Below are 23,330 nucleotides of genomic sequence, written 5' to 3'. Positions count from 1 at the left end.
GCAGCCTCGCAGGGACTCCTCCCGCATCGGACGGCCCCCGACGGCCGCCCGGCGGCCGGTGGGGGCCTGCTGGTCGTTGCCTTCGACGGTATGGGCTCCCGCGTTACCCTGCACTCCTGGTGGCGCACCCGGGGGTGTCCAGGGCCGGCCGCGGCACGGGCGCGGACCGCGGAGGCCCGCGGCGCCGGTGGGGCGTGCGGGCCGCCGGCGAAGGGCGGCTCAGGCGCTGTGAACCCCCACCTCGTACAGCGAGTACCCCCAGCCGGTGCCGCGGGCGAGGCCGTGGACCCGGACGTAGCGGGCCGGGGTCCCGGTGAACCGGGCCGTGTCCAGGCCGCCGTCGCCGGAGGTGGTGGACCAGGCGGTGACCCAGTCCGTGCCGTCGGTGGAGAGCTCGATGCGGTACGACCTGCCGTAGGCGCGCTCCCAGTCCAGCGTCACCCGGGACACCAGGTGGGTGGAGCCCAGGTCGACCTGCCACCACTGGTCGTCGCTCCAGTCGCTGGCCCAGCGCGTGGAGTCGTCGCCGTCGGTGGCACGGCCCGGCTGATAGCTGGTGAACGGGTTCCACTCGGACGAACCGGCGCTCGCCGGCCGTCCCCCGGCGAGGTTCACCGAGGCCTGGTGCCGCTCCGCGGCCCCCCAGGTGCCGAGGTAGGACTCGGCGCCCCGGAAGAGGTCGTCCACCGCGTCCCGGCCGCCGGCCTGCCGGATGTCCTCGATCCAGTCGGGGACCATGCCGACGTGCGCGGCGCCGTCGGTGTTGATGTCGAAGGTGCGCTCGCCGGAGGTCTGCCGGTCGATGACGGAGCCCCCGTCGACGCTCCTGAAGGGGTACGTCACCTTGTTCGCGGCGTCCGCGCCGCGCGGGGCGGGGTGGTCACCGACGCCGTTGAAGTCGGTGCCGAAGCCGTAGCCCACGCCGTACCTGTCGCGCAGCGCCTTGGTCCGGGCGGCTTCCGCGACGAATCCTTCGGAGCCGTGCATGTACTGGGCGACGAAGCCGCCGAGGGAGTAGACGCGCTCGGTCCAGTTCAGGTCCATCCAGCTGTGCGAGGAGATCACGCCGGGGTAGGACTCCGACTCCAGGATGTCCAGGGCCTGGCCGACGGCCTTGACGCCCATGTGGTCGATCTCCAGCATCATCTTGCGTTTCATCATGCCGCGCACCGCGTACGCCCCGAGCTCGGTGAGGCCGCGTGTGTTGCACCGGGCGTCCGAGTCGTAGGCGGGGACGGACACACCCGCCGGGAGGTCCGACTCCGCCTGCGACGAGGCGTTGCCGATGGGGTTGTCGTGCTGCGGGCCGGCGCACTCCTCGGTCTGCCAGAACGTGCCGGTCGACAGGAACTGCCCGACGTTGACGGCCGTTCCGAGGCCACCGGAGTCGAAGCGGACGCCGCACAGCGCGTTGTCGAACTTGTGGCACAGGAACATGGAGCGCACGCCGAGCGCGTACAGCTCGTCCAGCCCCTTGTCGATGTCCGCCTTGCCGCACTGCGGGATGTCGAGGACCTGCTTGCAGCCGAAGGGCTCGGAGGTCTCGACGCCCAGGACGACGGCCAGCTTGCCCTGCTCGACGACCGCGCGTGCCTGCGCGCTGTCGGTGACGATCCGGAACCAGCCCTTGCCGGTGCCGCCGTACATCCGGTCGATGTACGCCTGGAGGTCGTACGTCATCTTCGCCTGCAGCCGGATCGACGTCATCTCGTCGCACCCGCGGTCCTTGAAGGGGTAGACCGAGCAGATCATCCCGTTGGTGACCAGGTCGTTGACGAGCACCCGCTGTCCGCCGCGCCAGGCCCGCTCGACCCAGGCGTAGTAGTCGGCCTGGTGGGTCATCGAGTCGTACGCCGGCCAGTCCCTGAACGTCGGCCAGCCGACCGGGTCGTGCCTGCCGTCGCCGCCGTGGGTGATGTAGTCGAAGAGCGCGAGTGAGCCGTCGGGGTAGTGCTCGGGACAGTCCTTCAGGGCGTCGGCGACCCCGGCCTCGGAGAAGACCTTGCCGCAGATCAGCCTGCCGCCGAAGGCCTCGTTGCCGAACAGGTGGTTGTGCGCGTCGACGAACCCGCGCACCTCGCCCGTGGCGGTGGTGCCGGTGAACGGTTCGCCCGTGACACCGATCTGGACGTCCGGGGCGGGTCGTGCGGCCGGGATCCACCAGTCGCCGCCGGCCGCCGAACTCGGGGTGGGCCCGAGGACCACGGCCAGTACCAGGAGGAGCAGCGACAGCACAGTGACGTTTCTGCGCCTGCGGTACGAGCGTCGAGCCTGCGTCACGGCCACATCCCTCGGTCGGCGGGAAGGCGCGGTTGACGGACCCTTGAGGTTGTCATGACCCGCGCAATACCTCGGACGAGGATGGGGCCGCCCGGCTACCGAGTCAAGGGTCCCGAACGCTTGACCCGCGGACTCAACAGCGCGACTGGCGGGCCCAGTTGCCGAGCACGGGCACACACTTCTCAGCGAAGTACTCGTAGTCGGCCGGGGTGTTGTAGACGTGGGCGGACACGCGGAGGTAGCCGATACCGCCGAAACTGGTGAAGGCCGCCTCGACGGCGAGTTCGCGGGCCACCCGGTCGCGCAGCGCGTCGGCCTCGATCCGGCTGCGCCCGAGTCCCTCGGGCAGCCGTACCAGACGCATGCCGGGGACGGGCATCCCGACGTCGGCCCGGCTGTCGTCACCGGTGAGCCGGGTGAACGCGGCGCCGATGACGTGGGCCGCGTGGTCCGCGAGCCCGTCCATGTACCGGCGGGCGGCGGCCCAGCCCCAGGTGCGCTCGACGAAGTCGAGGGACGTGGGCGCGGCGAGGTAGGAGGTCGCGTCGAGCGTGCCCTGCTGGTCGAAGCGGTCGGGATAGGGGTCCTCGGCCCCCCAGGAGTCGATCAGCGGGTAGAGCAGGTCCCGCTGGGGTCCGCGGGCGACCAGGGCCGCCGTGCCGCGCGGGGCGCAGCCCCATTTGTGGAAGTTGCCGGTCCAGAAGTCGTAGGTCGCGCCGTCGAGCGGTGCGGCGAGCAGACCGGGCGCGTGGGCGCCGTCCACGAGCATCGCCGCGCCCTGCCGGCGTGCCTCCGCGCCGATCCGCTCGACCGGCAGCCGGCGGGCGGTCGCCGAGGTGATCTGGTCGATCACCACCAGGTCGGTGGCCGGCCCGATCTCGGCGGCCACGGCCTGGTACGCCTCGTCCTCGTCCGCGCCGAGCGGTACCCGCGCCGTGCGCACCCGGCCGCCCCAGCGGCGGGCCAGCCGTTCGGCTCCCATGGTGACGGCCCCGTAGCCGTGGTCGGTGACGACGATCTCGCCGCCACCGCGGCGTGGGAGGACGTTGTAGACCACGCTGGCGCCGGCGCTGGCGTTCGGAACCAGGGCGAGGTCACCGGCGTCGACCTGCAGGAAACCGGCGAGTTCGACGCGGGTGGCGGCGATCCGTTCCGGCAGCTCGGGGAACCACACCACCGGAGCGCGCTCCATCTCGGCGCGCAGCTGTGCCTGCCGCTCCTGTGCCACCAGCGGAACGGCACCGAACGAGCCGTGGTTCAGGTGGGTCAGAGCCGGGTCCAGGGACCACGCGTCGGCGGCGGGTGCGCCGTCGGCCAGCAGCAGGGGGTGCGGCGCGACGGCCACCTCGGTCTCACTCACGTCAGGAAGCCTCCGGGAACACAGCGATCTCCCGGCATCCTGACACGACGCCGATCGCTCCCCGGGACCGGGTCGGCGCTCGTCCTCAGCCCGCCGCGGCGCTCAGTCCACGGGCCACGTGTGCGCCGCCGCGTTCAGGTGCATGTAGTCCATGTACGCGGTGGTCATGCGGCGCAGCGCCTCCCGGCGGTCGCGGACGCCCGTCCGCTCCAGGTGGTGGACCGTCTCCGCCTGCCACAGGGCACCGTTGCGGCCGTTCACGCAGCGCTGCTCGACGATGCCCAGCATGGGCTCGCGCCAGGAGGCATCCAGGCCGGCCAGCTCCAGACCCCGGTGCGCCAGCGGCAGCAGGCGCCTGAGCACGAGTTCCGTGACCGGCACCTCGCCCACCCCCGGCCAGTACAGCCGGGCGTCGATGCCGTCCCGGGCCGCGGCGTGCAGGTTCTCCTCGGCGACCGCGAAGGACATCCGCGACCACACCGGACGGTCCTCGTCCACCAGGGCCCGGGTCAGGCCGTAGTAGAACCCGGCGTTGGCGATGATGTCGGCCACGGTGGGGCCGGCCGGCAGGACGCGGTTCTCGATGCGCAGGTGCGGCCCGCCGCCGGTGACGGCGTAGACGGGCCGGTTCCAGCGGTAGATCGTGCCGTTGTGCAGGGTGAGTTCCCCGAGCTGCGGCACGCCCCCGGCGTCCAGCACCCGCCGTGGGTCCTCGTCGTCGCACACGGGCAGGAGCGCCGGGAAGTAGCGCACGTTCTCCTCGAACAGGTCGAAGACACTGGTGATCCACCGCTCGCCGAACCACACCCGCGGCCGTACCCCCTGCGCCTTGATCTCCTCCGGACGGGTGTCGGTGGCCTGCTCGAACAGGGGGATACGGGTCTCGCGCCACAGTTCCCTGCCGAAGAGGAAGGGCGAGTTGGCGCCGAGGGCGACCTGCACGCCCGCGATCGCCTGGGCCGCGTTCCAGTAGGCCGCGAAGTCCCTGGGAGCCACCTGCAGATGGAACTGGGTGCTGGTGCAGGCGGCCTCCGGGGTGATGGCGTCGGCGTACATCGAAAGGCGCTCCACGCCTTCGAGGCCGATACGCAGGTCCTCGCCGCGCGCCGCGAAGATCTGCTCGTTCAGCAGCCGGTAGCGCGGATCACCGGACAGCGCAGCCTCGCCCACGTCCGGCTCGCCCAGCGTCGGCAGGATCCCGATCATGATCAGGTGGGCGCCCACCGTCGCGGCACGGTCCTCGGCGTGGTTGAGCGCGTCCCGGATGGTCTGCTCCCAGGCTCCGGGGCCACCGGAGGTCAGCTCCCGGGGCGGGATGTCGATCTCCAGGTTGAAACGGCCGAGCTCGCTCGACCAGGCCGGGTCGGCGATCGCCCGCAGCACCTCGGTGTTCCGCATCGCCGGCAGCCCGTCGCCGTCCACCAGGTTGAGCTCGATCTCCATGCCGACCTGGGGGCGCTCACTCTCGAAGCCCGCATCACGCAGCATCTGCGCCAGTACGTCGAGACAGGTGTGCATCTTCTCGCGGTACCGGCGCCGGTCCTCCCGTGTGAACACCCGGGCCGGCACATCACGTCCCATCGGGCCCTCCCGGGTCCCCTCGGCGGATGCCTTCCGGGTCCAGCGTCGCACTTCCCGGGCATCCCGGACACTCGCGGCGCCCGCGTTCACGGGGCGCGCCCGGCGAGGCGGCCGGGAGTGACCAGCCGGTCCTGCGATTGGCATGGACCTGTCCATGATCCACGGCTAGGCTCTGCCGCGCACGTCTGAGAGCGCTCTCACCGGTCTGCTGTTCCACCCCCACACCACCGGAACGACGAAGGGGCAATCCCTTGAGACGTACCACAGCCATGCGCTCCGCCCTGTCCGCGCTGCTGCTCCTCGGCACCTGGGCGACCGCGAACACCCTGCCCGCCTCCGCCGCGGACACCCCGGCACCCTCCCCCCAGGCACCGGCCTCGACCGCCCTCCTCTCCGCCATGCGCCACGATCTGGGCCTCACCGAGGCGCAGGCCGAGGCACGTCTGGCCGCCGAGAAGGCGGCGACCGCCGTGGAGCGGAAGGCCGAGCGGGCCGCCGGCTCGTCGTACGGCGGCTCCTGGTTCGACGCCGCGAGCGGCACCCTGACCGTCGCCGTCACCCGCGGCGCGGACACCGGAGCAGTGCGCGCGACGGGCGCGACCGTACGCCTGGTCGCACACAGCGCGCGGCAGCTCGACGCGACGAAGGCGCGCATCGACAGGATCCACGCCCCCGCAGGGGTCGCGAGCTGGCACGTCGACCCCGAGGCGGGCGCGGTCGTCGTGAACGTGGTCCGCGCACATCGTGCCGACAACGATGTCCGGACCTTCCTGTCCCGCGCCCGCGCGTCGGGACCCGTCGTGGTGCGGCAGACCGCGCGCACGCCCAGCACGCTGGCCGCCGGAACCGTGGGCGGCGACCCCTACTACACGGGCAACGTACGCTGCTCCATCGGCTTCTCGGTCTACGGCGGCTTCGTCTCCGCCGGGCACTGCGGTCAGCCCGGCGCCGCCGTGTACGGCTGGGACGGCTCCTACGTCGGGAACTTCCAGGGCTCCTCGTTCCCGGACAACGACTACTCCTGGGTGAACGTCGGCAGCGGCTGGTGGACCGTACCGGTGGTCCTCGGCTGGGGCACGGTCTCCGACCAGCTCGTCCGCGGTTCCGCCGAGGCGCCCGTCGGTGCGTCCATCTGCCGTTCGGGCTCCACCTCGCACTGGCACTGCGGGACCGTCCTGGCCAAGAACGAGACGGTCAACTACAGCCAGGGGGCGGTCCACCAGCTCACCAAGACCAGCGTGTGCGCCGAACCCGGTGACTCCGGCGGCTCCTTCATCAGCGGCGACCAGGCGCAGGGTGTCACCTCCGGTGGCTGGGGCAACTGCGGCTCCGGCGGCGAGACCTGGTACCAGCCGGTCAACGAGATTCTCAGCCGGTACGGGCTGACGCTCCACACGGCCTGATCCCGGGCCCGGGTGCACGACGCGCAACCGCCCCGGACACAGCGGCCGTTCGGCAGGGCGGCCGCCCGCGCGGGTTCGCGTCGTGCACCGACGGCCCTCGTCCCACCGGACCCACCGGACCCACCGGAAGGCCTCGCCCGCCGTCACCGGCGTGTACAGAGGCCGGTACGGGTACCCGTGCGGTTCGATCACGTACGGTGGGCGGGCCGAGCGCCGGTTCACGACCGGGGAAAGGGGCGTCCCGCCTTGTCCGACACGTTCTCGGATGATCTGAAGCAGCTCATCGACAGCACACCGGTCTTCGCGGTCGTCGCGACCGTACAGCCCGACGGCAGCTCCCAGCAGTCCGTCGTCTGGCTCCAGCGCGACGGCGGCGATCTGCTGTTCTCCACGACCGTCGGCCGCCGCAAGGAGCAGAACCTGCGCCGCGACCCCCGCGTGAGCATCATGATCAACCCGCCGAACGCGCCCTACACCTATGCGGAGATCCGTGGCACGGCCGAGGCGACCACCGAGGGCGGCCAGCGGCTGATCGACGAACTGTCCCTCAAGTACACCGGCAAGAAGTACCGCGACTTCAACCCCGCGTCCGGGGACGACGCGCAACGGGTCGTCGTCCGCGTGACGCCCCGCAAGGTCGTGGGCAACATCTGAGTCCGCTCGCGGGCGGCGCTGTCGGGGGCGTGGTGTTGAATGCGGGTTCATGAGTGACAGCGGACGCGCGGCGAGCCGGACAGCGGTACTGGTCTGCCAGGGCCGGGCGGCGGCGGACGGGCGGATCGCCGCGGACCGGTTCACGGATCCGGTGGCGGTCCGGCTGCTGAGCGGCGCGGAGCGGGTGCCCGTGGACGAGGTGCGCGCGGGCACGGTCCCGGAGGGCTGGCGGGCGCGGGTCGCCTTCGAGAGCGTGCGCGCGTGTGCCGAGGTGGTCGCGGTGCGCACGCCGGCGATCGACGAGGCCCTGCGCGCCCGCCCGGCCGGCCAGCTCGTGATCCTCGGCGCGGGCCTGGACACCCGCGCGTGGCGGCTTCCCGAGCTCGCGCGCACGCGGGTGTGGGAGGTCGACCATCCGGCCTCCCAGCAGGACAAGCGCGCCCGGCTCGCCGGGATCCCCGAGTTGCCGGCCGTCGCCCGCTCCGTGCGGTTCACGCCGGCCGATCTCGCCGTCGACGACCTCGGCGAGGTCCTGGACGCGGCCGGCCACGACGCCTCCGCTGCGACGACCTGGCTGTGGGAGGGCGTCGTCCCCTACCTCACCCGTGACGCGGTCCGTACGACGGTCGCCGCGCTCACCGCCCGCTCCGCCCCGGACAGCACGCTCGTCCTCAACTACCAGGCGCCCTCGGCGCGGGCGTCCGCCGGCCGGCTGCTGGCACGCGTGCTCGGCAGTTCCGTGACGTCGGGCGAGCCGTGGCGGTCACTGTGGCCGCCGAAGCGGATGGCCGAACTGCTGGCGGAGTACGGCCTGCGGGTGGTCTCGGACGACGACCTCCTCACGCTCGCGCGGACCGCCGGCACTCCGGCGCGGCACCGCTCGTCCTTGCGGTCGGGCCGCGTCGCGGTCGCCGCGTACCACGGCGGCTGAGCACGGCGGTTGTCACCCTCTGGACCGACGGCGGGACCGGCCCGTCGCTCCGAGCCGGACGGTCGCCGCGTCTGCGTGCCGCCGGCGAGGCCGCACGTGAAGCCGAGCGGGGTCGCGGGCCGTGACATCCGGGGCGAGGGCGTCGAGTTCGGGACGGGCGACGGGTCAACCCTCCCGGCGGCGGCCGGCGGGGACGACGGACGGCACGGCAGGGGCGGCGTCCGTCTCCCGTTCGGCCGCCGCCACGCTCTCGGCGTCTCGACCCTCCCGGAGTCCTGGCTCTCGCAGAGCAGGGCCGGGGGAGAGCCAGGCCCGCTCCACCGGTCGTTCACTCCCGTCCGCCTCACCGCGTCCGCGCGACCGCGGGGCCGCTCCCCCGGGTTCGGCGTGCAGAGCCGAGCACGTCACGCCCCGTCCCACCAGGGCGGTCTGACGTGCGGTCGGCCGGCGCTCCCCGGCTCCGCGGGTGCCCGCACACGCATCTCCTGTACGAATACTGTTTGCCTGCCGCATGCTTTCCCCGTGTCTGATGGCGGCGGCCGCGCACGCTACCGGGGGTTCCGTGCGTCCGCCGCCATCTCGCCCCGAGTCCGCACGGTCCGGGTGCCGTACGGGCTGACAACGTTGTCCCCGATGGCCCCGAACCGCGCCGTGTATCGCGACGTTGGAGAGGTTCCGTGCCTGTCAGACCCGATGCCCTGCTGCCCCGCCCACTGCCACCGAGAACCGCCCGCCGGCGTCGCCGGTCACTGCGCGCGGCGGTCGCCTCGCTGCTCGCCGGGGCGCTCGGCGTCGCCGCGCTGGCGGGCGGCGGCGCGGCGCTCGCACTGCCCGCCACCGCCGGGTCCGCGGGGACGTCCGGGGGCACCGACTACACGAAACTCGTCGACCCGTTCGTGTCGACCGCGGGCGACGACGGCAACGACCTGCCGGGCGCGCAGGCGCCCCACGGCCTCGCCAAGGTCAACCCGCTGACCACCCCGGACCGCAACCACACCGGGTACGACTACAACGAGGACCACATCGCGGGCTTCACCGCGACGAACCTCGACGGCGTCGGCGGCTCGGGCGGCGGTGGCGACCTGCTCGTCGTACCGACCTCCGTGCAGTACGACAAGCGCCCCGCGCCCAGCACGTACGCCCACACCTACCGCCACGACGACGAGAGCGCGACGCCCGGTTCCTACCAGGTGGGCCTCGGATCCGTCTCCGGTACCGCGTCGTCGGTGACGCAGGACCCGGGCACCGTCAAGGCCGAGATGACCGCGACGACGCGCACGGCGCTCGAACGGTACAGCTTTCCCGCCGGATCGAACCCCGAACTCGTCCTCGACCTGGCGAACAACTTCACCAGCCGCACCCGTTCGACGATGAAGGCGACGACCCTCGCCGACGGGACCACCTCGATCTCCGGGCTCGTCGCGGGGTCGTTCAACGGCGCCGCGTACCAGCTGTACTACCACGCCACCACGAACGTCCCGGTGACCTCGCTGAAGAGCTGGGGCAACGACGGCAAGCTGACCGACGCGACCAGTCAGGACGGCTCCGACACCGGCGCCGTCCTCGGATTCGACAAGTCCGCCGGGAACGACGTCGAACTGCGCGTCACGCTCTCGCCCGTCAGCGCGGAACAGGCCGCGACCGACCAGAAGAACGAGGTGGCGGGGCTCACCTTCGACCAGGCCCGCGCCCGGACGAAGGCGGCCTGGAACAGCGCGCTCGGCGCGGTCGACGTGCGCTCCTCGGCGAAGTCCGACCCCGGGTCGACGCTCACCAAGGAGTTCTACACGCACCTGTACCGCATGTACGCGCTGCCGGTGAACGCCACCAGCACCAGCGGCACCTACCGCGGCGCGGACGGAGCGGTGCACAAGGCGAACGGCTTCACGTACTACGACGGTTGGTCCACCTGGGACGACTTCCGCAAGTACTCCGTCGAGGCGTACATCGACCCGGCGACCTACCGGGACATGATCCAGTCGCTGATCGAGCTCTTCGCCGACCAGCGCGCCTCCGGCAAGAGCCTCGGCAGCCTCACCCACTCGGTTCCCACGGTGCGCTGGGAGCGTTCGGCCGTCCTGGTCGCCGACGCGCTGTCGAAGGGCTTCAAGAACTTCGACCGGCTCGACGAGGCGTACCCGGCGCTGCTGGCGTACTCCGGGTACTACACGGGGGCCCAGCTGCGGCAGGGTTACGTCAGCGGCGACCCCGGTACGACCGTCCAGCGCGGCTACGACCAGTGGGCGCTGTCCGTCATCGCCGACGCGCTCGGCAAGGACGCGGACGCAAAGAAGCTGCGTACGCAGTCGACCATGGCGATCGACAACCTCGTGAAGTCCGACGCCTGGACCGCTGCCGACGGCACCGCGGTCGGTCTGCTCACCCCGCGTGCCACGGGCGGCGACTGGCAGGCCGCCGACTACGAGAAGTTCGAGGCGGCCGGCCTCTACCAGGGCACGCTCTGGCAGTACCACTGGTACGACGCGTACGACATGGGCGGCCTCATCAAGGCCATGGGCGGCGACAAGGCGGGCAGGGCCGCGGTCAACCACATGTTCGGCGAGGACTCGGCCGTCGACGACGGCTCGACCATGCTGCACTCCAACGCCAACGAGATCGACCTGCAGGCCCCGTACCTCTTCAACTACGTCGGAGAGCCGAGCCTGACCCAGAAGTGGGTGCGGTCCATCTACACCGGCACGACCTGGAACCGCTACATCGCGACGGGCTCCACGAACGAAGCCCCCAGCTCCGGCGGCCAGTTCACCCCGCCGGTCAAGACCCAGGTCTACAAGCTCTCCCCGAACGGCTTCCTGCCGACCATGGACAACGACGCCGGCACCATGTCGACCATGTTCGTCGGCGCCGCCCTGGGCCTGTTCCCGGTGACCGCCGGTTCCAGCCAGTTCCAGATCGGCAGCCCCTTCTTCGACGCCACGACGATCACCTACGCCAACGGCTCCAAGTTCACGGTGAAGGCCGACGGCGTCTCGCCGAGCACCTACTACGTGCAGAGCGCGACCCTCAACGGCAAGCGGTTCGACAACACGTGGCTCGACTACTCCCAGATCATCTCCGGCGGCACCCTGGACTTCACCATGGGTTCCAAGCCCTCGCAGTGGGGCACCCACTCGCAGCCCGCGTACTCGCTGAACACCGACGGGGGCGACACGGGTGACGGCGGCGCCGGAACGGGCAAGGGCGACACCGTCGTCTCCGCCCGTCCGGACACCGTCGACACCGGCGCGGACGGCGAGGTCGACGGCAGCGTGAAGCTCACCCTGTCCGGGCCGGCGTCGTTCGCCGCCCGCAACGGAACCAGCCTGACCAGGACGGGAGCGGCGACCGTGACCGGCCTGCCGGGCGGTGTCACCGCGGACCTCCGCGTCACCGGTTCGCGGACGGCGACGCTGTCGCTCACCGGCAGCACGCAGGTCGACGCGCACTTCGGCATCACCTTCGCCGACTCGGCCTTCGCCCACGGCGTGCGGGCCTCGACGGTGCGCGGCACCGGGGTGTCCCCGACCGACCCGCTCGCCGTCTCCGCCGCGAAGGTGCACCGCAAGGCCCTCCGCACCCTGGTCGACCAGGCGTCCCTGGTCCGCAGCGGCAACTACTCCGACGGTTCCTGGAACCTGTTCCGGTCGGCGCTCGAACGCGCGCGGACCGTCCTCGCGGACCCCGCCTCCGCGACCGGCACGATCATGGCCGCCGCCGACGGGCTGCACTCCGCCGTCGACACGCTCACCATCGACGAGGGCGGCTACGCCGTCCTGCAGGCCGAGTCCCCCGACCAGAAGGAGGGCCCCAGCCTCGTCAGCGAGCGGAACAACTCGGACGGCAACCTCGGTGGCGTCACCGACGGCGCCTGGGAGCGGTACACCAAGCTGGACTTCGGCGGGGTCGCGCCCAGGACCATCTCGGTCCGCTACGCCAACTCGCAGGCGACCAACGCGAAGCCGAGCAGCGTCGACATCCACGCCGGCGCCGCCGACGGCCCCGTCGTCGCCACCGCCCAGCTCCCGGGAACCGGCGGCTGGCAGTACTACAGCACGGTGCAGGCGGCCGTCACCGACCCGGCCGCGCTGCTGGACGCGTCGGGCGCGACGTTCGTGTTCCACGCGCCGGCCGGCCAGCAGTGGGTGTCGAACTTCGACTGGTACCAGTTCTCGCCCTACGAGGTCGCCACGTCCCCGACGACGACACTCGCCACCCTCACCGCGGTCAACAGCACCACGACCGGCGGCGGTTCGGCCCCGCTCAACCTCTCGAACGGCATCTTCGAGAACGTGACGAACGGCGCCTGGGGCGAGTGGAAGGACACCGACCTCCGGGACGGTGCCGACACCCTCACCGTCCGCTATGACAAGCCCCAGTCGCGGGCGGCCTCGGACTCGCACATCGAACTGCACCTCGGTTCCAAGGACGGCCCGAAGACCGTGTCCGTCCCGCTCGACTACAGCGGATCGGGCTGGGGGACCATCGCGACCACGAGCGTCCACCTCGATGCGAGCCTCTTCACCGGCGTCCAGGACGTGTACGCCGACTTCGTCTCCAGCACGCAGTCCTCGTCCCAGCCCTACGTGGGCAACATCTACTCGCTGGCCCTGACGCAGCAGGCCGACGCGCCCGTCGGCTTCGACGCCACCGCGTTCCACGCGAACAGCGGCGGCGGGCTCAAGAGCGAGCCGGTCGGCTGGACCGGCTCTGGCTCCACCACCGACCTCGGCGGCACCTACGACGGAGCCTGGCTCGACTACGGGGACATCGACTTCGGTGCCTCCCAGAAGAGCACCGTCACGATCACCTACGTCAACAACTCGGCGCGCTGCGGAACCGGTTCCGCCGTCGGCCTCTACCTGGACTCCTTCGACACCGCCGACCCGGGCACGCCGTACGCGACCGTCCCGCTGCCGGTCACGGGAGCCGCCTGGTCGTCCGGAGGGACGACGAGCCTGACGCTGCCCAAGGCGATCACCGGCAAGCACACCGTCCACCTGCGGTTGACCACGACCCCGGACTCCTCGCACCCGTACGTCGCGAACCTGGGCCGGATCACCTTCAACCACGTCGAGACGCCCGCCGTCACCGACAAGTCCGCCCTGCGCAAGGCCATCGAGCAGTACGAGGGCCTCTCTGCCGACGAAGCGCGCTACGACACCATCGACTTCGGTGTGTACCGGCGCGAACTCGGCGCCGCTCGGGCCCTCGTGGACGCCGACGGCACGAGTCAGCTGGAGGTCGACACCCAGACCCGGAGCCTGACCCTCGCCGCCAAGCAGCTCGTCCCGGTGCCGAGGCTGCGGCTGGAGGACCTGGTCGCCACCGCGTCGGCGCTCCAGGACACCCGCTACACCGACGCGTCGTGGAAGGCGTTCACCCAGACGCTCACGGACGCGAGGACCGCGCTCGCGGCCGAGACGGCCACGGACGCGACCCTGACGGCACGGTACGACGCGCTCCAGCGCGCCCTGTCCGCGCTCGCCACGAAGCCGAGGACGGTACCGGCCGCGCCGGACACGGTGTCGGCGACGTCCTCCGGCACGAGCGTGACCGTCGCCTGGGCCGCGCCCGGGGACACCGGCGGATCGCCGGTCACCGGGTACAAGATCACCCTGGACGACGGCCACCAGGTCGAGATCCGGGACCCGGACAGCCGGAGCACCACGTTCACCCGGCTGCGGTCCGGCAGGTCGTACACGGCACGTGTCCGTGCGGTGAACGCGGTCGGCACCTCCCGCCCCAGCGCGGCCACCGCGCCGGTGGTGACCAGCGGCGGCAAGCCCCAGAAGCCCTCCGTCACAGGCGTCGTCACCACCGGCAAGCAGGTCCGGGTGACCTGGCGGCCGGCCGGCGACGGCGGGTTCCCGGTCGTCGGGTACACCGTGGCCCTGAGGGACGGAACCACCGCGCACGTCTCCGCCACCGCGGACACGGCACTGCTCACGACCGCGGGCAAGGCGAAGGCGCACACGGCCACCGTCACCGCGGTCACCCTGGCCGGGACCTCGGACGACTCCGCCAAGAGCGCCTCGGCGGACGACTCGGCGGCGGCAGCCCCGGTGGACACCGCCGACCCGGCGTACGAGTCCTCCCCCTTCCCGGACGAGACGCTCGACGCGTCCTACCCGTCGGACAAGTGGCCGGGAACCGGTGACGGGACCGACTACTTCTACGGCCTGCTCAACGGCATCGGCGATCTCGGCTCCGGCATCATCGGCGCCGACACCAAGGTGTCCCAGGGCACCCCGCCGACCGCGGAGAACGACCGGATCGCCGTGCGGATCAACAACGCGGCCACCCAGAAGGAGGTGGACCGGGCCGAGGTCGACGCGACGAACAGCTCCACCGTCACGATGGCGGACGGCCTCGGGTCGCGGCTCGGGCAGATCTACGGCGACGCCCTGAAGGACGGTCGGCTGCCCAAGACCAGCGCCCTGTTCTCCCGTGTCACGCAGAACCTAGACAAGGTCGACGCGGCCAAGACCCACTACGGCTACCAGCGTCCTTACGTGCGGCTCGGGTTCGTCGGCGACGGCGGCTCCGTCTACGAGTCGCAGGACGGTTCGTACGGCAGCCTCGCCACCAGCGGCTCGTACCCGAGCGGCCACTCCTACGGCGGCTACGAGGCCGGCACGATCCTCGCCACACTCCTGCCGGAGCTGGCGCCGTCGATCCTCGCGCGCACCTCGGAGTACGGGGACAACCGCGTCGTCCTCGGGTTCCACTACCCGCTGGACGTCATGGGCGGCCGTATCTCCGGCCAGGCCACCGTGGCGCACCGGTGGGCGGACCCCGACTTCGCGAAGCTGCTGCTGCAGGCCCACACCGAGATGGAGAACGTGCTGCTCGCGCAGTGCCAGGAGGAGGGATACGGCGACACGCTCGCGGCCTGTGAGGGCGACCCGTACGAAGGCCTGAGCACGGCGCAGGACGTCGACCTGTACACGCGGCGTCTGACCTACGGGTTCTCCCAGGTGGGCAAGGCCGGGCAGGCCCTCAAGACGCCGTCCGACGCGGCGGCCCTGCTGATCACGGCCTTCCCGGACCTCACCACCGCTCAGCGCAGCCAGATCCTGGAGCAGACCGCGACGGACTCCGGGTACCCGCTCGACCTCACCGCCGACGGCGGGGCGAGCTGGCAGCGGATCAACCTCGCGGCGGCGATGGCGGCGAAGGTGGTCGTCAACGCCGACGGGTCGGTCACGGTGAAGAACTTCTCGGACGCCACCGGGGCCAGCGTCGCCGACGCGAAGGCGCTGACCGTCGGAGGTGCGGCGATCGACGGGTTCGACCCGGAGGTGTCCACCTACGTCGTCGACTGGCCGAAGAACGGCAGGATACCGGCCGTCTCCGCCGTGCCGGCCCGGTCCGGTGAGCGGGTGAAGGTCACCGAGGGCAGTTCGGTCCTCCTCTCGGCCGGGTCCGGGTTCACCACCCGCACCATCAGGGTGACCTCGGCGAACGGCGCGGTCACCCGGACCTACACGGTCGGCTTCCAGCGCACGGACCGCGACGAGCGGCGGGTGCCGGCCGCGGGTGACGGCGCCGTCGCGGGACCGGGCGGGTGGAACACCTCCGGCGCCCCGGGCGGCGGCGGGCTCTGGTCACGGGGAACGGAGTGGGCGGAAACCCGCGGCATGCCCTGGGCGTAGCGCACCGGGTGACGCCGGGACCCGCCGTGCCCTTCGGGGCACGGCGGGTCTTCGCCGTTGCGGGCCGCTACGAGACGTCGGGGGTGTTCATGGCCCAGCGGATCGTGCGGGTGAGCAGCTGACCGGCCGGTCGCACCGTGACGTCCTCGACGGCCGCGATACGGGGCAGCCGCAGCAGTGACCGGGCCCATGAGGGCAGCAGGGTCACGGCGTTCGCGGCCAGGATGCCGTACAGCGGACGGACCGGCAGCGGCAACGGGGGTTCGAGGAGCAGGAAGCGCGCCGCGGACCGGGCGTCGGGCGTGGCCCTGAGCTCGGGCCGGTAGCCGGCCAGCCGGGCCGGCAGTTCCCTGCGGTCACGCGGCGGATCGATCACCCCGAGTGCCTCGGCGACCCGTGCGGTGTCGGCGACGTAGGCGTCGTAGCCGGCCCGGTCCAGCGGAGCGCAACCGTAGCGCTCGTGGGCGCGCAGGAAGCACTCCGTCTCGGCCGCGTGCACCCATCCGAGCAGGTGCGGGTCGGCGGCGTGGTAGGGCCGGCCGTCCGGCGTCGTGCCGCGCACCTTCGCGTGGATGCCCCGGACGGCGGCCACGGCCGCCTGGGCGTCGTCCACCGTGCCGTAGGTGGTCACCGCCAGGAAGGCGCTGGTGCGCTGGAGCCGCCCCCAGGGGTCGCCGCGGTATCCGGAGTGCGCGGCGACCGCGGCCATGGCGAGGGGATGCAGGGACTGCAGGAGAAGGGCGCCCAGCCCTCCGACGAACATGGCGGCGTCCCCGTGCACGACGCGGATCGGACGGCCGGAGACGAACCAGCGGGGGCCGGGTGTGCCGTGGATCCGGGCACGGGTGGCCGGTCCGTCGGGGCCCGCCACCCGGCGGAAGAGCATCGCGCCCAAAGACGCGCGGACGTCCGGCACCACGGCTGCCGCCTTTCTCGCCCCTCGCATCGTGTCACCGGCCGGCCGGTCCGTCACCCCCGATCACCCGGGCCAGCCACTCGGTGCGGGTCCGGCGGGCGGTGACCGAGAGGCGGGCCTGCGGGAAGAGGGCGTCGAAGCCGTGGAAACCGCCTGCCCAGACGTGGAGTTCGGCCTGGCCGCCGGCCGCCCAGATACGGCTCGCGTAGTCGGTGTCCTCGTCCCGGAAGACCTCGGCGGAGCCGGTGTCGATGTAGGTGGCGGGCAGGCCGGAGAGGTCGTCGGCGAGCGCGGGCGAGACATGCGCGGGCACCTCGTCGCCGGCGAGCCGGCCGAGCACGGCCCGCCACCCGAACGCGTTCATCTCGCCGGTCCAGACCCCGGGCACGCCGGTGTACTGGCGGCTGGAGACGGTGGTGTTGCGGTGGTCGAGCATGGGACAGATCAGCACCTGCGCGGCGATCGCCGGGGTGCCCAGATCGCGTGCCAGGAGGGTGAGACCGGCGGCGAGTCCGCCGCCCGCGCTGGCGCCGGCGACGATGATCCTTCCCGGGTCGATGCCGAGTTCGGCGGCGTGCTCGACGGTCCAGAGCAGGCCCTGGTAGCAGTCGTCGACGAGCGTGGTGCCGGTGGCCTCCGGTGCGAGCCGGTAGTCGACGGAGACGACGACCGCGCCGAACTCGTCGAGCCACTCCAGCGGGATGTCGAGCTGCGAGAAGCGGTCGCCCATGACCATCCCGCCACCGTGGATCCAGTAGACGCAAGGGGCGGCGGCGGTGGCGCGGGGGGTGTGTGCGGGGCGGACGACCGAGAGGCGGATCGGGGTGCCGTCCTCGGCCGGCACGGTGATCTCCCGCCGTTCGGCCTGCCGGTGCGCGAGGAGGGAGTCGACCGGCGGGGAGGGGAGCCGGCGCAGCTGGGCGAGCAGGTCCGGGGTGAGCCGGGACATCAGCGGCATGCCGGCGAGCAGCCGGCTCAGTTCGGGGTCGAGGGCGGGGCGCGCGATGGTCATCGTCTGGCCTTTCTTCCGGTGCCGGAGGGGAGCGCGGGGGTTCAGAACGCGGCCCTGCCGCGGACCGGGACGTAGTCGGTGTACTCGGCCTCCTTGGCCAGCAGACCGCCGATCCGCGCCACGATGGCCTGGGCGGCCTCGCCGGCGAAGATCCGGTGGTGGTCCTCCTCGCTGGTCCAGCCCTCGGTGACATGGACGACGTCCGGGTCGGACGCGGACCGGGAGACCAGGTAGACGACGCAGAATTCGCTCGCGCCGGGGCTGCCCTCGTCCAGGCCGGTCAACAGCAGGTCGACCAGCCGGTCGCCCATGCCGGGCCCGGCGGTCAGGGTGGCGTTGAAGCCGTAGGCGGCGATCATGGTTCCCTCTTCCCTGTGATGGAGTGCGGTGATTCCATTCAAGCGGCCTGACCTGCGGAAACGTTAGAACGATGCTCGCGTGAACTTGCACGATCCTCTCGGCTGCGAGAGCACGATGGCAGCGGGGTGCTGCAATGGGGGCATGTCCCTCGACGAGTTCCGCAGCCTGCTGGACCGGCATGCCCGGTCCGACTGGACCACCGCCATCGACGGCGTCCTCATCTCCAGGGTCGACCGGCCGGACCCGCCGGCGCCCTCCATGTCCGGGACGGTGCTGGCCGTCATCGCCCAGGGCGCCAAACGCCTCGCCCTCGGTGAACGGGTCTACGAGTACGGCGCCGGCCAGTACCTGGTGGCCTCCGTCGACCTGCCCGTCACGGGGCAGTTCACCCAGGCCGGTCCCGAGCACCCGGCCCTCGGGTTCGGTCTCACCCTGGAGCCGTCCGCCGTCGCCGAACTGCTGTTGCGGGCCGGACCCGGCGATCTCCCCCGGGCCGGCGGAGGAGTTCCGTCCGGGATCGCCGTCAGCGACGCCCCGGCCGCACTGCTCGACGCGGTGGTCCGGATGCTGCGGCTGCTCGACGAGCCTCGCGACCGGGCCGTGCTCGCCCCGCTCGTCAAACGCGAGATCCTGTGGCGCCTGATCACCGGCGAGCAAGGGGCGACGGTGCGCGAACTCGGCCTGGCCGACAGCGGCCTCAGCCATGTCTCCCGGGCCGTGCGCTGGATCCGCGAGCACTACGCGCAGGCCTTCCGCGTGGAGGACGTGGCCCGCATGTCCGGCATGAGCGTCTCCGCCTTCCACCGCAGCTTCCAGGCGGTGACGGCGATGAGTCCCATCCAGTTCCAGAAGCAGATCCGGCTCCAGGAGGCCCGGCTGCTGCTGGCCACCCACCCCGGCGACGTGACCGGTGTCGGCCGGCGCGTCGGCTACGACAACGCCTCGCAGTTCAGCCGGGAGTACCGACGGCAGTTCGGCGCGCCCCCGAGCCAGGACGCGGCCCGGCTGCGCGGCACCACCCGGGCACCCGCGGGCGTCCTTCCCTGAGCGGACCCGCAAGACCCCGACCGGCTGCGCCGGAACGCGCCCCGTTCGGCGCGCACACCGGGACCGTCGAGCCGGGCGCCGGCCTATCCGCAGGTCAGTGTGGGTGTCCCCCAGTCTCCGTGGTCGTTGCCGTTGCCGTCGCCCGCGTCACCGACCTTGAGGTCGATCACCTGCGCGCCGCTGACGTCGACGTCGACCGGCACGGCGGCCTGTTTGCCACGGACGGTCGGTGTGGTCACCAGGGTCCTGCCGTCGGCGATCACGGAGAAGGTGACCGTGCCCGCCCCGCCCGTCTCGTCGTCGACCCCGACGTCCGCGGTCAGCCTTGAGCACTGTCCGCCGAGGTAGAGCTGGACGTCGCTGACGGAGTTGGTGCCGAGGCCCTTGGCGTGGCCCGCGCCCGCGATGGTGATCGGACGGCCGTCGCCGGCGGCCTGCTCGCCGACGCTGCTGTCACGCTCCACGGGGCCCCACCCGTTGGTGGACGACAGGAACGGCAGGTCGCTCACCGCGCTCCGCCCGGCCGGCGGCGCCGGTGGGATCCCGCCGACGATGCGCTCGTCGGTGCCGGTGGCCGCCCGTCGGTTCTGCCGGTAGCGCACGGTGGTGGTGAGGGCCGAGGCGGACGGCAGTGTCCCGGCCGGTGGCTGGACCTTCCAGGTGACGGCGGCCGAGGTGCCGGGCCGCACCCGCTCGACCGACGTGGGGCTCATGGCGGTCACGGTCCAGCCGTCGGGGGCAAGGAGCGCGGCCGTCAGCCCGGTGACGGCGGGCCTTTCCTTGGGCACCTCCACCGTCGTACGGGCGGTGAACGCCTGCTCCGGCCGGGCGGTGCCGGGCACGTCCAGGGTGACGTCGGCTCCCGGACGCTTCGGCATCGCGTACGTCCGGGCGTCGTAGCGGGGACTGTCGTTCTGCGCGACGCGCAGGGACGAGGCGTAGCTGCCGTAGTCGGTGAGCGAGACCTTGCCGAGGCCGCCGGTACTGCCGTCGAGGTTCCAGACGGCGATGGCGATGCTGTTGTGGCCGTTCGGGTTCAGGATGCCGTCGGGGACCGGGAAGGTGTGCTGCGGGCCGAGGTAGTTGACGTAGTTTCCGACCTGCCAGCCGTTCACGAAGATCGTGGCGCGGTACTTGCGGGACGGGTCGTCGGTGAACGTCAGCCCGAGTGAGGTGTCCTGGCCGTGCGGCAGATCCAGACGGGCGTCGGTGCGGTACCAGGAGACCCCGGGGCGGGTGTCGGCCGTCGGAAGGGAGACCCGGTCCCAGGCGCCGTCCGGGTACCCGGGCAGGGACCAGCCGGCCCGCTCGCCGTACAGACCGCCCGTCGAGAGCGGACCGCGCACGGGGTCCTGGAGGTCCTCGCCGCCCCGTACGCCCTGCAGCCGCCAGGTGACGGAGGTCAGCGGCGCCCCGACGAGGGAGGCGCTGGTCAGGCCGCGCGCGGTCTTGTTGCCGTTGGTGGAGTTGTAGTCCTCCTCGTGCCCCATGTTCACGGTGAGCACGGAGATCACGTCGTCGCCGTCGGACTTCAGCGCGCCGGCCGGGAAGGTGAAGTCGGCGCTCCCCGTGGTGGAGCTGCCCAGGAAGGTGCCGTTGAGCCAGGCGGAGAAGGCCTGCGCGCCACCGCCGGAGTCCGAGACCAGGTGGATGCCGTTCTCCTTGCCGGTGGCCCGGAAGCGGCCGCGGTACCAGGTGTTGCCGGTGTGGAAGCCGTAGTCGTCGGCGTAGAGCACCGGCAGTGAGTTGACTCCGGAGACGCTGTCGGTGGTCGCCTTGTCTGCCGCCTGCCAGCTGGAGTCGTCGAAGCCGGGGGCCGCTTCGGGAGACTCCTCGGCGTGCTTCCAGTGGGTCAGTGCCGGCAGGTGAACGGGGGCGGCCACCGCAATGGTGCCGGTCAGGCTCCCCGCGTCGGCCCTCCTGCTGCCCAACGCCTCGCCGTTCCAGGTGACATGGGCGGCGGAGGTGAACACCTCGATGTTCTTGTCGTCGGCGTTGTCGCCGGTGAGGGCCACGGTGCGGCCGCCGTCCCGGCTGGTGGCGGTGCGCAGCAGATGGGTGCCGCGCACGAGTACCGGGCCGGCTGCCGTGTCCTGGCGCCAGAAGGTCTCCGCCGTGGCCTTGTCGCCGAGGAGGAGCAGCAGCGGGCGCTGTCCGCCGCCGCTGACACTGACCCGGATCAGGCCCCTGTGGGTGTAGTTCAGCCGCAGGTCGCCGGTGGCCGCGTCCCAGGTGGCGGCGACCGTGCCGCCGGTGGCGGTCACGCTGGGCTTCGCCGCGTAGCGCAGAACGGTCTCGCCGTCGCTGTCCTGGTCGCCGTAGAGCACGGCCACGTCCCGGTCGCCGATCGTGGCGCTGGTCATGATCTCGGAGGTGGAGTACTGCAGCTGTGAGTCCCCGAGCCGGTAGTTCGCCACGATGACGTGCGAGTCGCGTCCGTCGAGGGTGATGGCGGTGCCCGGCTGCTGCGGCACGACCGGATAGGTCGGCTGCACGGCGTCGGCCGTCGGCACGTCGATGGCGTCGACGGCCACGTAGTCGTCCGTGGACCCCGCACTGTGGTCGCCGTTCACGACGATCTTCAGGGTGTGCGCGCCGGCCGCCAGGCCGGTCTTCTGGAAGAGCACGGCCTGGTTCTCGCTGCCGGAGTCGTCGACGGTGGCTGCTTTGGCGCCGTCGAGGTAGACGTCGGCGTAACCGTGGTTGTTCGTCTTCGACCCGATCCAGCGGATCGCGGTGCCGTCGAAGGCGACGGTGAGGGAGTCGCCGGCCTTGGCGGAGAACGACTCGGTGTGCTTGTAGTCGCCGCCGGTGTAGCTGGTGTCGGCCACGTGGGACCACGAACCGGAGTACTGCAGCGCGGAGTCGGGGTCGTCCCAGGTGTAGGTGGTGTCCGCGGCCGGCTGGGCGTTGAGGTCGAGCGCGATGTGGGTCGTGTCGGCGGCGGTGGACGTGGAGTTGCCGTGCCGCAGGACGTGGAACTGCGTCTTCGTGTCGGGGTTCATCCGGGCGGTGTCCACGACGGCGGAGTCGTCCGGCGGGGTGGCCCTGATCGCCTCGGTCCTGGTCAGCGGGGCGACCGACTGGGTGAAGTACCCGATCAGCTTGTCTTCGTAGTACTTCGGATCGAGCTGGCGGGTCTCCCGGATCGCGGCGCCGTAGTCGTAGGACGTGTAGTTCTCGGGCATGCCGAGCCAGCCCCAGTTGGTGCCGCCGTAGGTCATGTAGAAGCTCTGCGCGGTGGCGCCGACGGCGATGTTCTGCTTGTAGAACACGTCGGCGAACCGGTCGTCGATCAGCTGCGCGCACTTGTCGTAGCCGGGGCCGCCCCAGGGGTCGAAGGCGCCGCCCTGGAACTCCGGTGAGTAGAGCGGTTTTCCGGCCGGGTGGTCGTAGCTGATGTCGGGAACGCCGTTCCACTTCGCGGGGTTCGAGCAGTCGAAGCCCTGCGGGTAGGAGTCCGGGCCGTCCACGTCCAGGGCGCCGTTACCGGAGTTGAAGGTGCCGTTGTTGTTGCCGGTCAGCGGAACGGTGATGCCGTCGGCGCGGGCCTTGTCCTCCAGGTGCTGCATGTAGGAGCGGCCGGCGGCCGAGCCGTTGTAGTACTCGTTCTCGACCTGGTAGGCGATGACCGAGCCGGTGCCGTTGGTCAGTTGGTGGCGCGTGATGATCCCGTCGATCCGCGTCAGCCATTCGTCCGCGTACTTCAGGAACCGCGGGTCGTCGCTGCGGTTGTTCCCGGCCTTGGTGGTCAGCCAGCCCGGCAGGCCGCCGCTGTCCACCTCGGCGTTGATGTACGGCGCCGGGCGGGCGATGACGTAGAGGCCGGCCTCCTGGGCCATGTCGAGGAGTCTGTCGACGTCCCGTACCCCGGTGAAGTCGTACACCCCCGGCTTCGGCGAGTGGTATCCCCAGTCGAAGTACAGGGAGGTGGAGTTGAAGCCGGCGGCCTTCATCTTCTGGAAGATGTCGCGCCACAGGTCCTGGCTCGGCAGCCGGAAGTAGTGGAACTCGCCGGACCACAGGTAGGTGCGTCGGCCGTCCACGAGGAACGAGTAGCCGTCGAGAGTCACCGTGTGCGCCCGCGGGCCGGCGGCGGGCGCCGCGGCGGGCGGCTGCCGGCCGGCGTCC

Annotated in this window: 12 protein-coding genes; 5 read left to right on the top strand and 7 right to left on the bottom strand. The window is 71.9% G+C overall.

Going from position 1 to position 23,330, the window contains the following annotated elements:
- Window positions 1-219: 219 nt before the first annotated feature.
- The 3 genes from ACFXI4_RS23670 to ACFXI4_RS23660 all read right to left on the bottom strand — a co-directional run bounded on the left by ACFXI4_RS23670 (window position 220) and on the right by ACFXI4_RS23660 (window position 5,221).
- Window positions 220-2,280, bottom strand: a complete 2,061-nt coding sequence (locus tag ACFXI4_RS23670) for a discoidin domain-containing protein (RefSeq protein WP_384994102.1) — start codon at window positions 2,278-2,280, stop codon at window positions 220-222.
- Between the two features lie 133 nt (window positions 2,281-2,413).
- Window positions 2,414-3,640 (bottom strand): aminotransferase class V-fold PLP-dependent enzyme, encoded by a 1,227-nt coding sequence (locus tag ACFXI4_RS23665; RefSeq protein WP_384994099.1) that lies wholly within the window; start codon window positions 3,638-3,640, stop codon window positions 2,414-2,416.
- A 102-nt stretch (window positions 3,641-3,742) separates the two neighbouring features.
- A complete protein-coding gene (locus tag ACFXI4_RS23660; protein WP_384994097.1) occupies window positions 3,743-5,221 on the bottom strand; it encodes a glutamate--cysteine ligase in 1,479 nt (492 codons plus the stop codon).
- Between the two features lie 269 nt (window positions 5,222-5,490).
- On the opposite strand from ACFXI4_RS23660, the gene ACFXI4_RS23655 reads away from it, so the two are divergent.
- The 4 genes from ACFXI4_RS23655 to ACFXI4_RS23640 all read left to right on the top strand — a co-directional run bounded on the left by ACFXI4_RS23655 (window position 5,491) and on the right by ACFXI4_RS23640 (window position 15,864).
- Window positions 5,491-6,624 carry an alpha-lytic protease prodomain-containing protein gene (locus tag ACFXI4_RS23655; RefSeq protein ID WP_384994387.1) on the top strand — a complete coding sequence of 378 codons (1,134 nt, stop codon included), beginning with the start codon at window positions 5,491-5,493 and terminating at the stop codon, window positions 6,622-6,624.
- A gap of 246 nt (window positions 6,625-6,870) precedes the next feature.
- Window positions 6,871-7,278, top strand: a complete 408-nt coding sequence (locus tag ACFXI4_RS23650) for a PPOX class F420-dependent oxidoreductase (protein ID WP_384994094.1) — start codon at window positions 6,871-6,873, stop codon at window positions 7,276-7,278.
- A gap of 49 nt (window positions 7,279-7,327) precedes the next feature.
- The gene (locus ACFXI4_RS23645; RefSeq protein WP_384994092.1) at window positions 7,328-8,209 is read left to right on the top strand and encodes a class I SAM-dependent methyltransferase; all 882 of its coding nucleotides are present in this window, start codon (window positions 7,328-7,330) and stop codon (window positions 8,207-8,209) included.
- 677 nt (window positions 8,210-8,886) lie between these two features.
- The gene (locus ACFXI4_RS23640; RefSeq protein WP_384994090.1) at window positions 8,887-15,864 is read left to right on the top strand and encodes a glycoside hydrolase domain-containing protein; all 6,978 of its coding nucleotides are present in this window, start codon (window positions 8,887-8,889) and stop codon (window positions 15,862-15,864) included.
- A gap of 67 nt (window positions 15,865-15,931) precedes the next feature.
- Here the strand turns inward: ACFXI4_RS23640 and ACFXI4_RS23635 are convergent, their stop codons facing one another.
- Genes ACFXI4_RS23635 through ACFXI4_RS23625 form a run of 3 tightly spaced genes read right to left on the bottom strand, consistent with a single transcriptional unit; the run spans window position 15,932 to window position 18,151 of the window.
- Window positions 15,932-16,810 (bottom strand): oxygenase MpaB family protein, encoded by an 879-nt coding sequence (locus tag ACFXI4_RS23635; RefSeq protein ID WP_384994088.1) that lies wholly within the window; start codon window positions 16,808-16,810, stop codon window positions 15,932-15,934.
- Window positions 16,811-16,814: 4 nt separating this feature from the next.
- Window positions 16,815-17,792: an alpha/beta hydrolase gene (locus ACFXI4_RS23630; protein ID WP_384994086.1), complete on the bottom strand. Its 978-nt coding sequence runs from the start codon at window positions 17,790-17,792 to the stop codon at window positions 16,815-16,817.
- 41 nt (window positions 17,793-17,833) lie between these two features.
- A complete protein-coding gene (locus tag ACFXI4_RS23625; protein WP_384994084.1) occupies window positions 17,834-18,151 on the bottom strand; it encodes a putative quinol monooxygenase in 318 nt (105 codons plus the stop codon).
- 142 nt (window positions 18,152-18,293) lie between these two features.
- Between ACFXI4_RS23625 and ACFXI4_RS23620 the strand changes: the two genes are divergently transcribed.
- The gene (locus ACFXI4_RS23620) at window positions 18,294-19,199 is read left to right on the top strand and encodes an AraC family transcriptional regulator N-terminal domain-containing protein (protein WP_384994082.1); all 906 of its coding nucleotides are present in this window, start codon (window positions 18,294-18,296) and stop codon (window positions 19,197-19,199) included.
- A gap of 83 nt (window positions 19,200-19,282) precedes the next feature.
- Here the strand turns inward: ACFXI4_RS23620 and ACFXI4_RS23615 are convergent.
- The coding region (locus ACFXI4_RS23615) for a beta-galactosidase (RefSeq protein ID WP_384994079.1) at window positions 19,283-23,330 on the bottom strand (4,048 nt) is incomplete at its 5' end.

Source organism: Streptomyces sp. NPDC059224 (assembly GCF_042754285.1).
Classification (GTDB): domain Bacteria; phylum Actinomycetota; class Actinomycetes; order Streptomycetales; family Streptomycetaceae; genus Streptomyces.
Note: the sequence above shows the minus strand (reverse complement) of the source record. Positions and strands in the feature narration are given on the sequence as shown.

What these genes read in the sequence shown, in the direction of transcription:
- ACFXI4_RS23660 (WP_384994097.1), bottom strand. Translation starts at nt 5,221, where the DNA reads ATGGGACGTGATGTGCCGGCCCGGGTGTTCACACGGGAGGACCGGCGC.
- ACFXI4_RS23655 (WP_384994387.1), top strand. Translation starts at nt 5,491, where the DNA reads ATGCGCTCCGCCCTGTCCGCGCTGCTGCTCCTCGGCACCTGGGCGACC.
- ACFXI4_RS23645 (WP_384994092.1), top strand. Translation starts at nt 7,328, where the DNA reads ATGAGTGACAGCGGACGCGCGGCGAGCCGGACAGCGGTACTGGTCTGC.
- ACFXI4_RS23635 (WP_384994088.1), bottom strand. Translation starts at nt 16,810, where the DNA reads ATGCGAGGGGCGAGAAAGGCGGCAGCCGTGGTGCCGGACGTCCGCGCG.
- ACFXI4_RS23630 (WP_384994086.1), bottom strand. Translation starts at nt 17,792, where the DNA reads ATGACCATCGCGCGCCCCGCCCTCGACCCCGAACTGAGCCGGCTGCTC.
- ACFXI4_RS23625 (WP_384994084.1), bottom strand. Translation starts at nt 18,151, where the DNA reads ATGATCGCCGCCTACGGCTTCAACGCCACCCTGACCGCCGGGCCCGGC.
- ACFXI4_RS23620 (WP_384994082.1), top strand. Translation starts at nt 18,294, where the DNA reads ATGTCCCTCGACGAGTTCCGCAGCCTGCTGGACCGGCATGCCCGGTCC.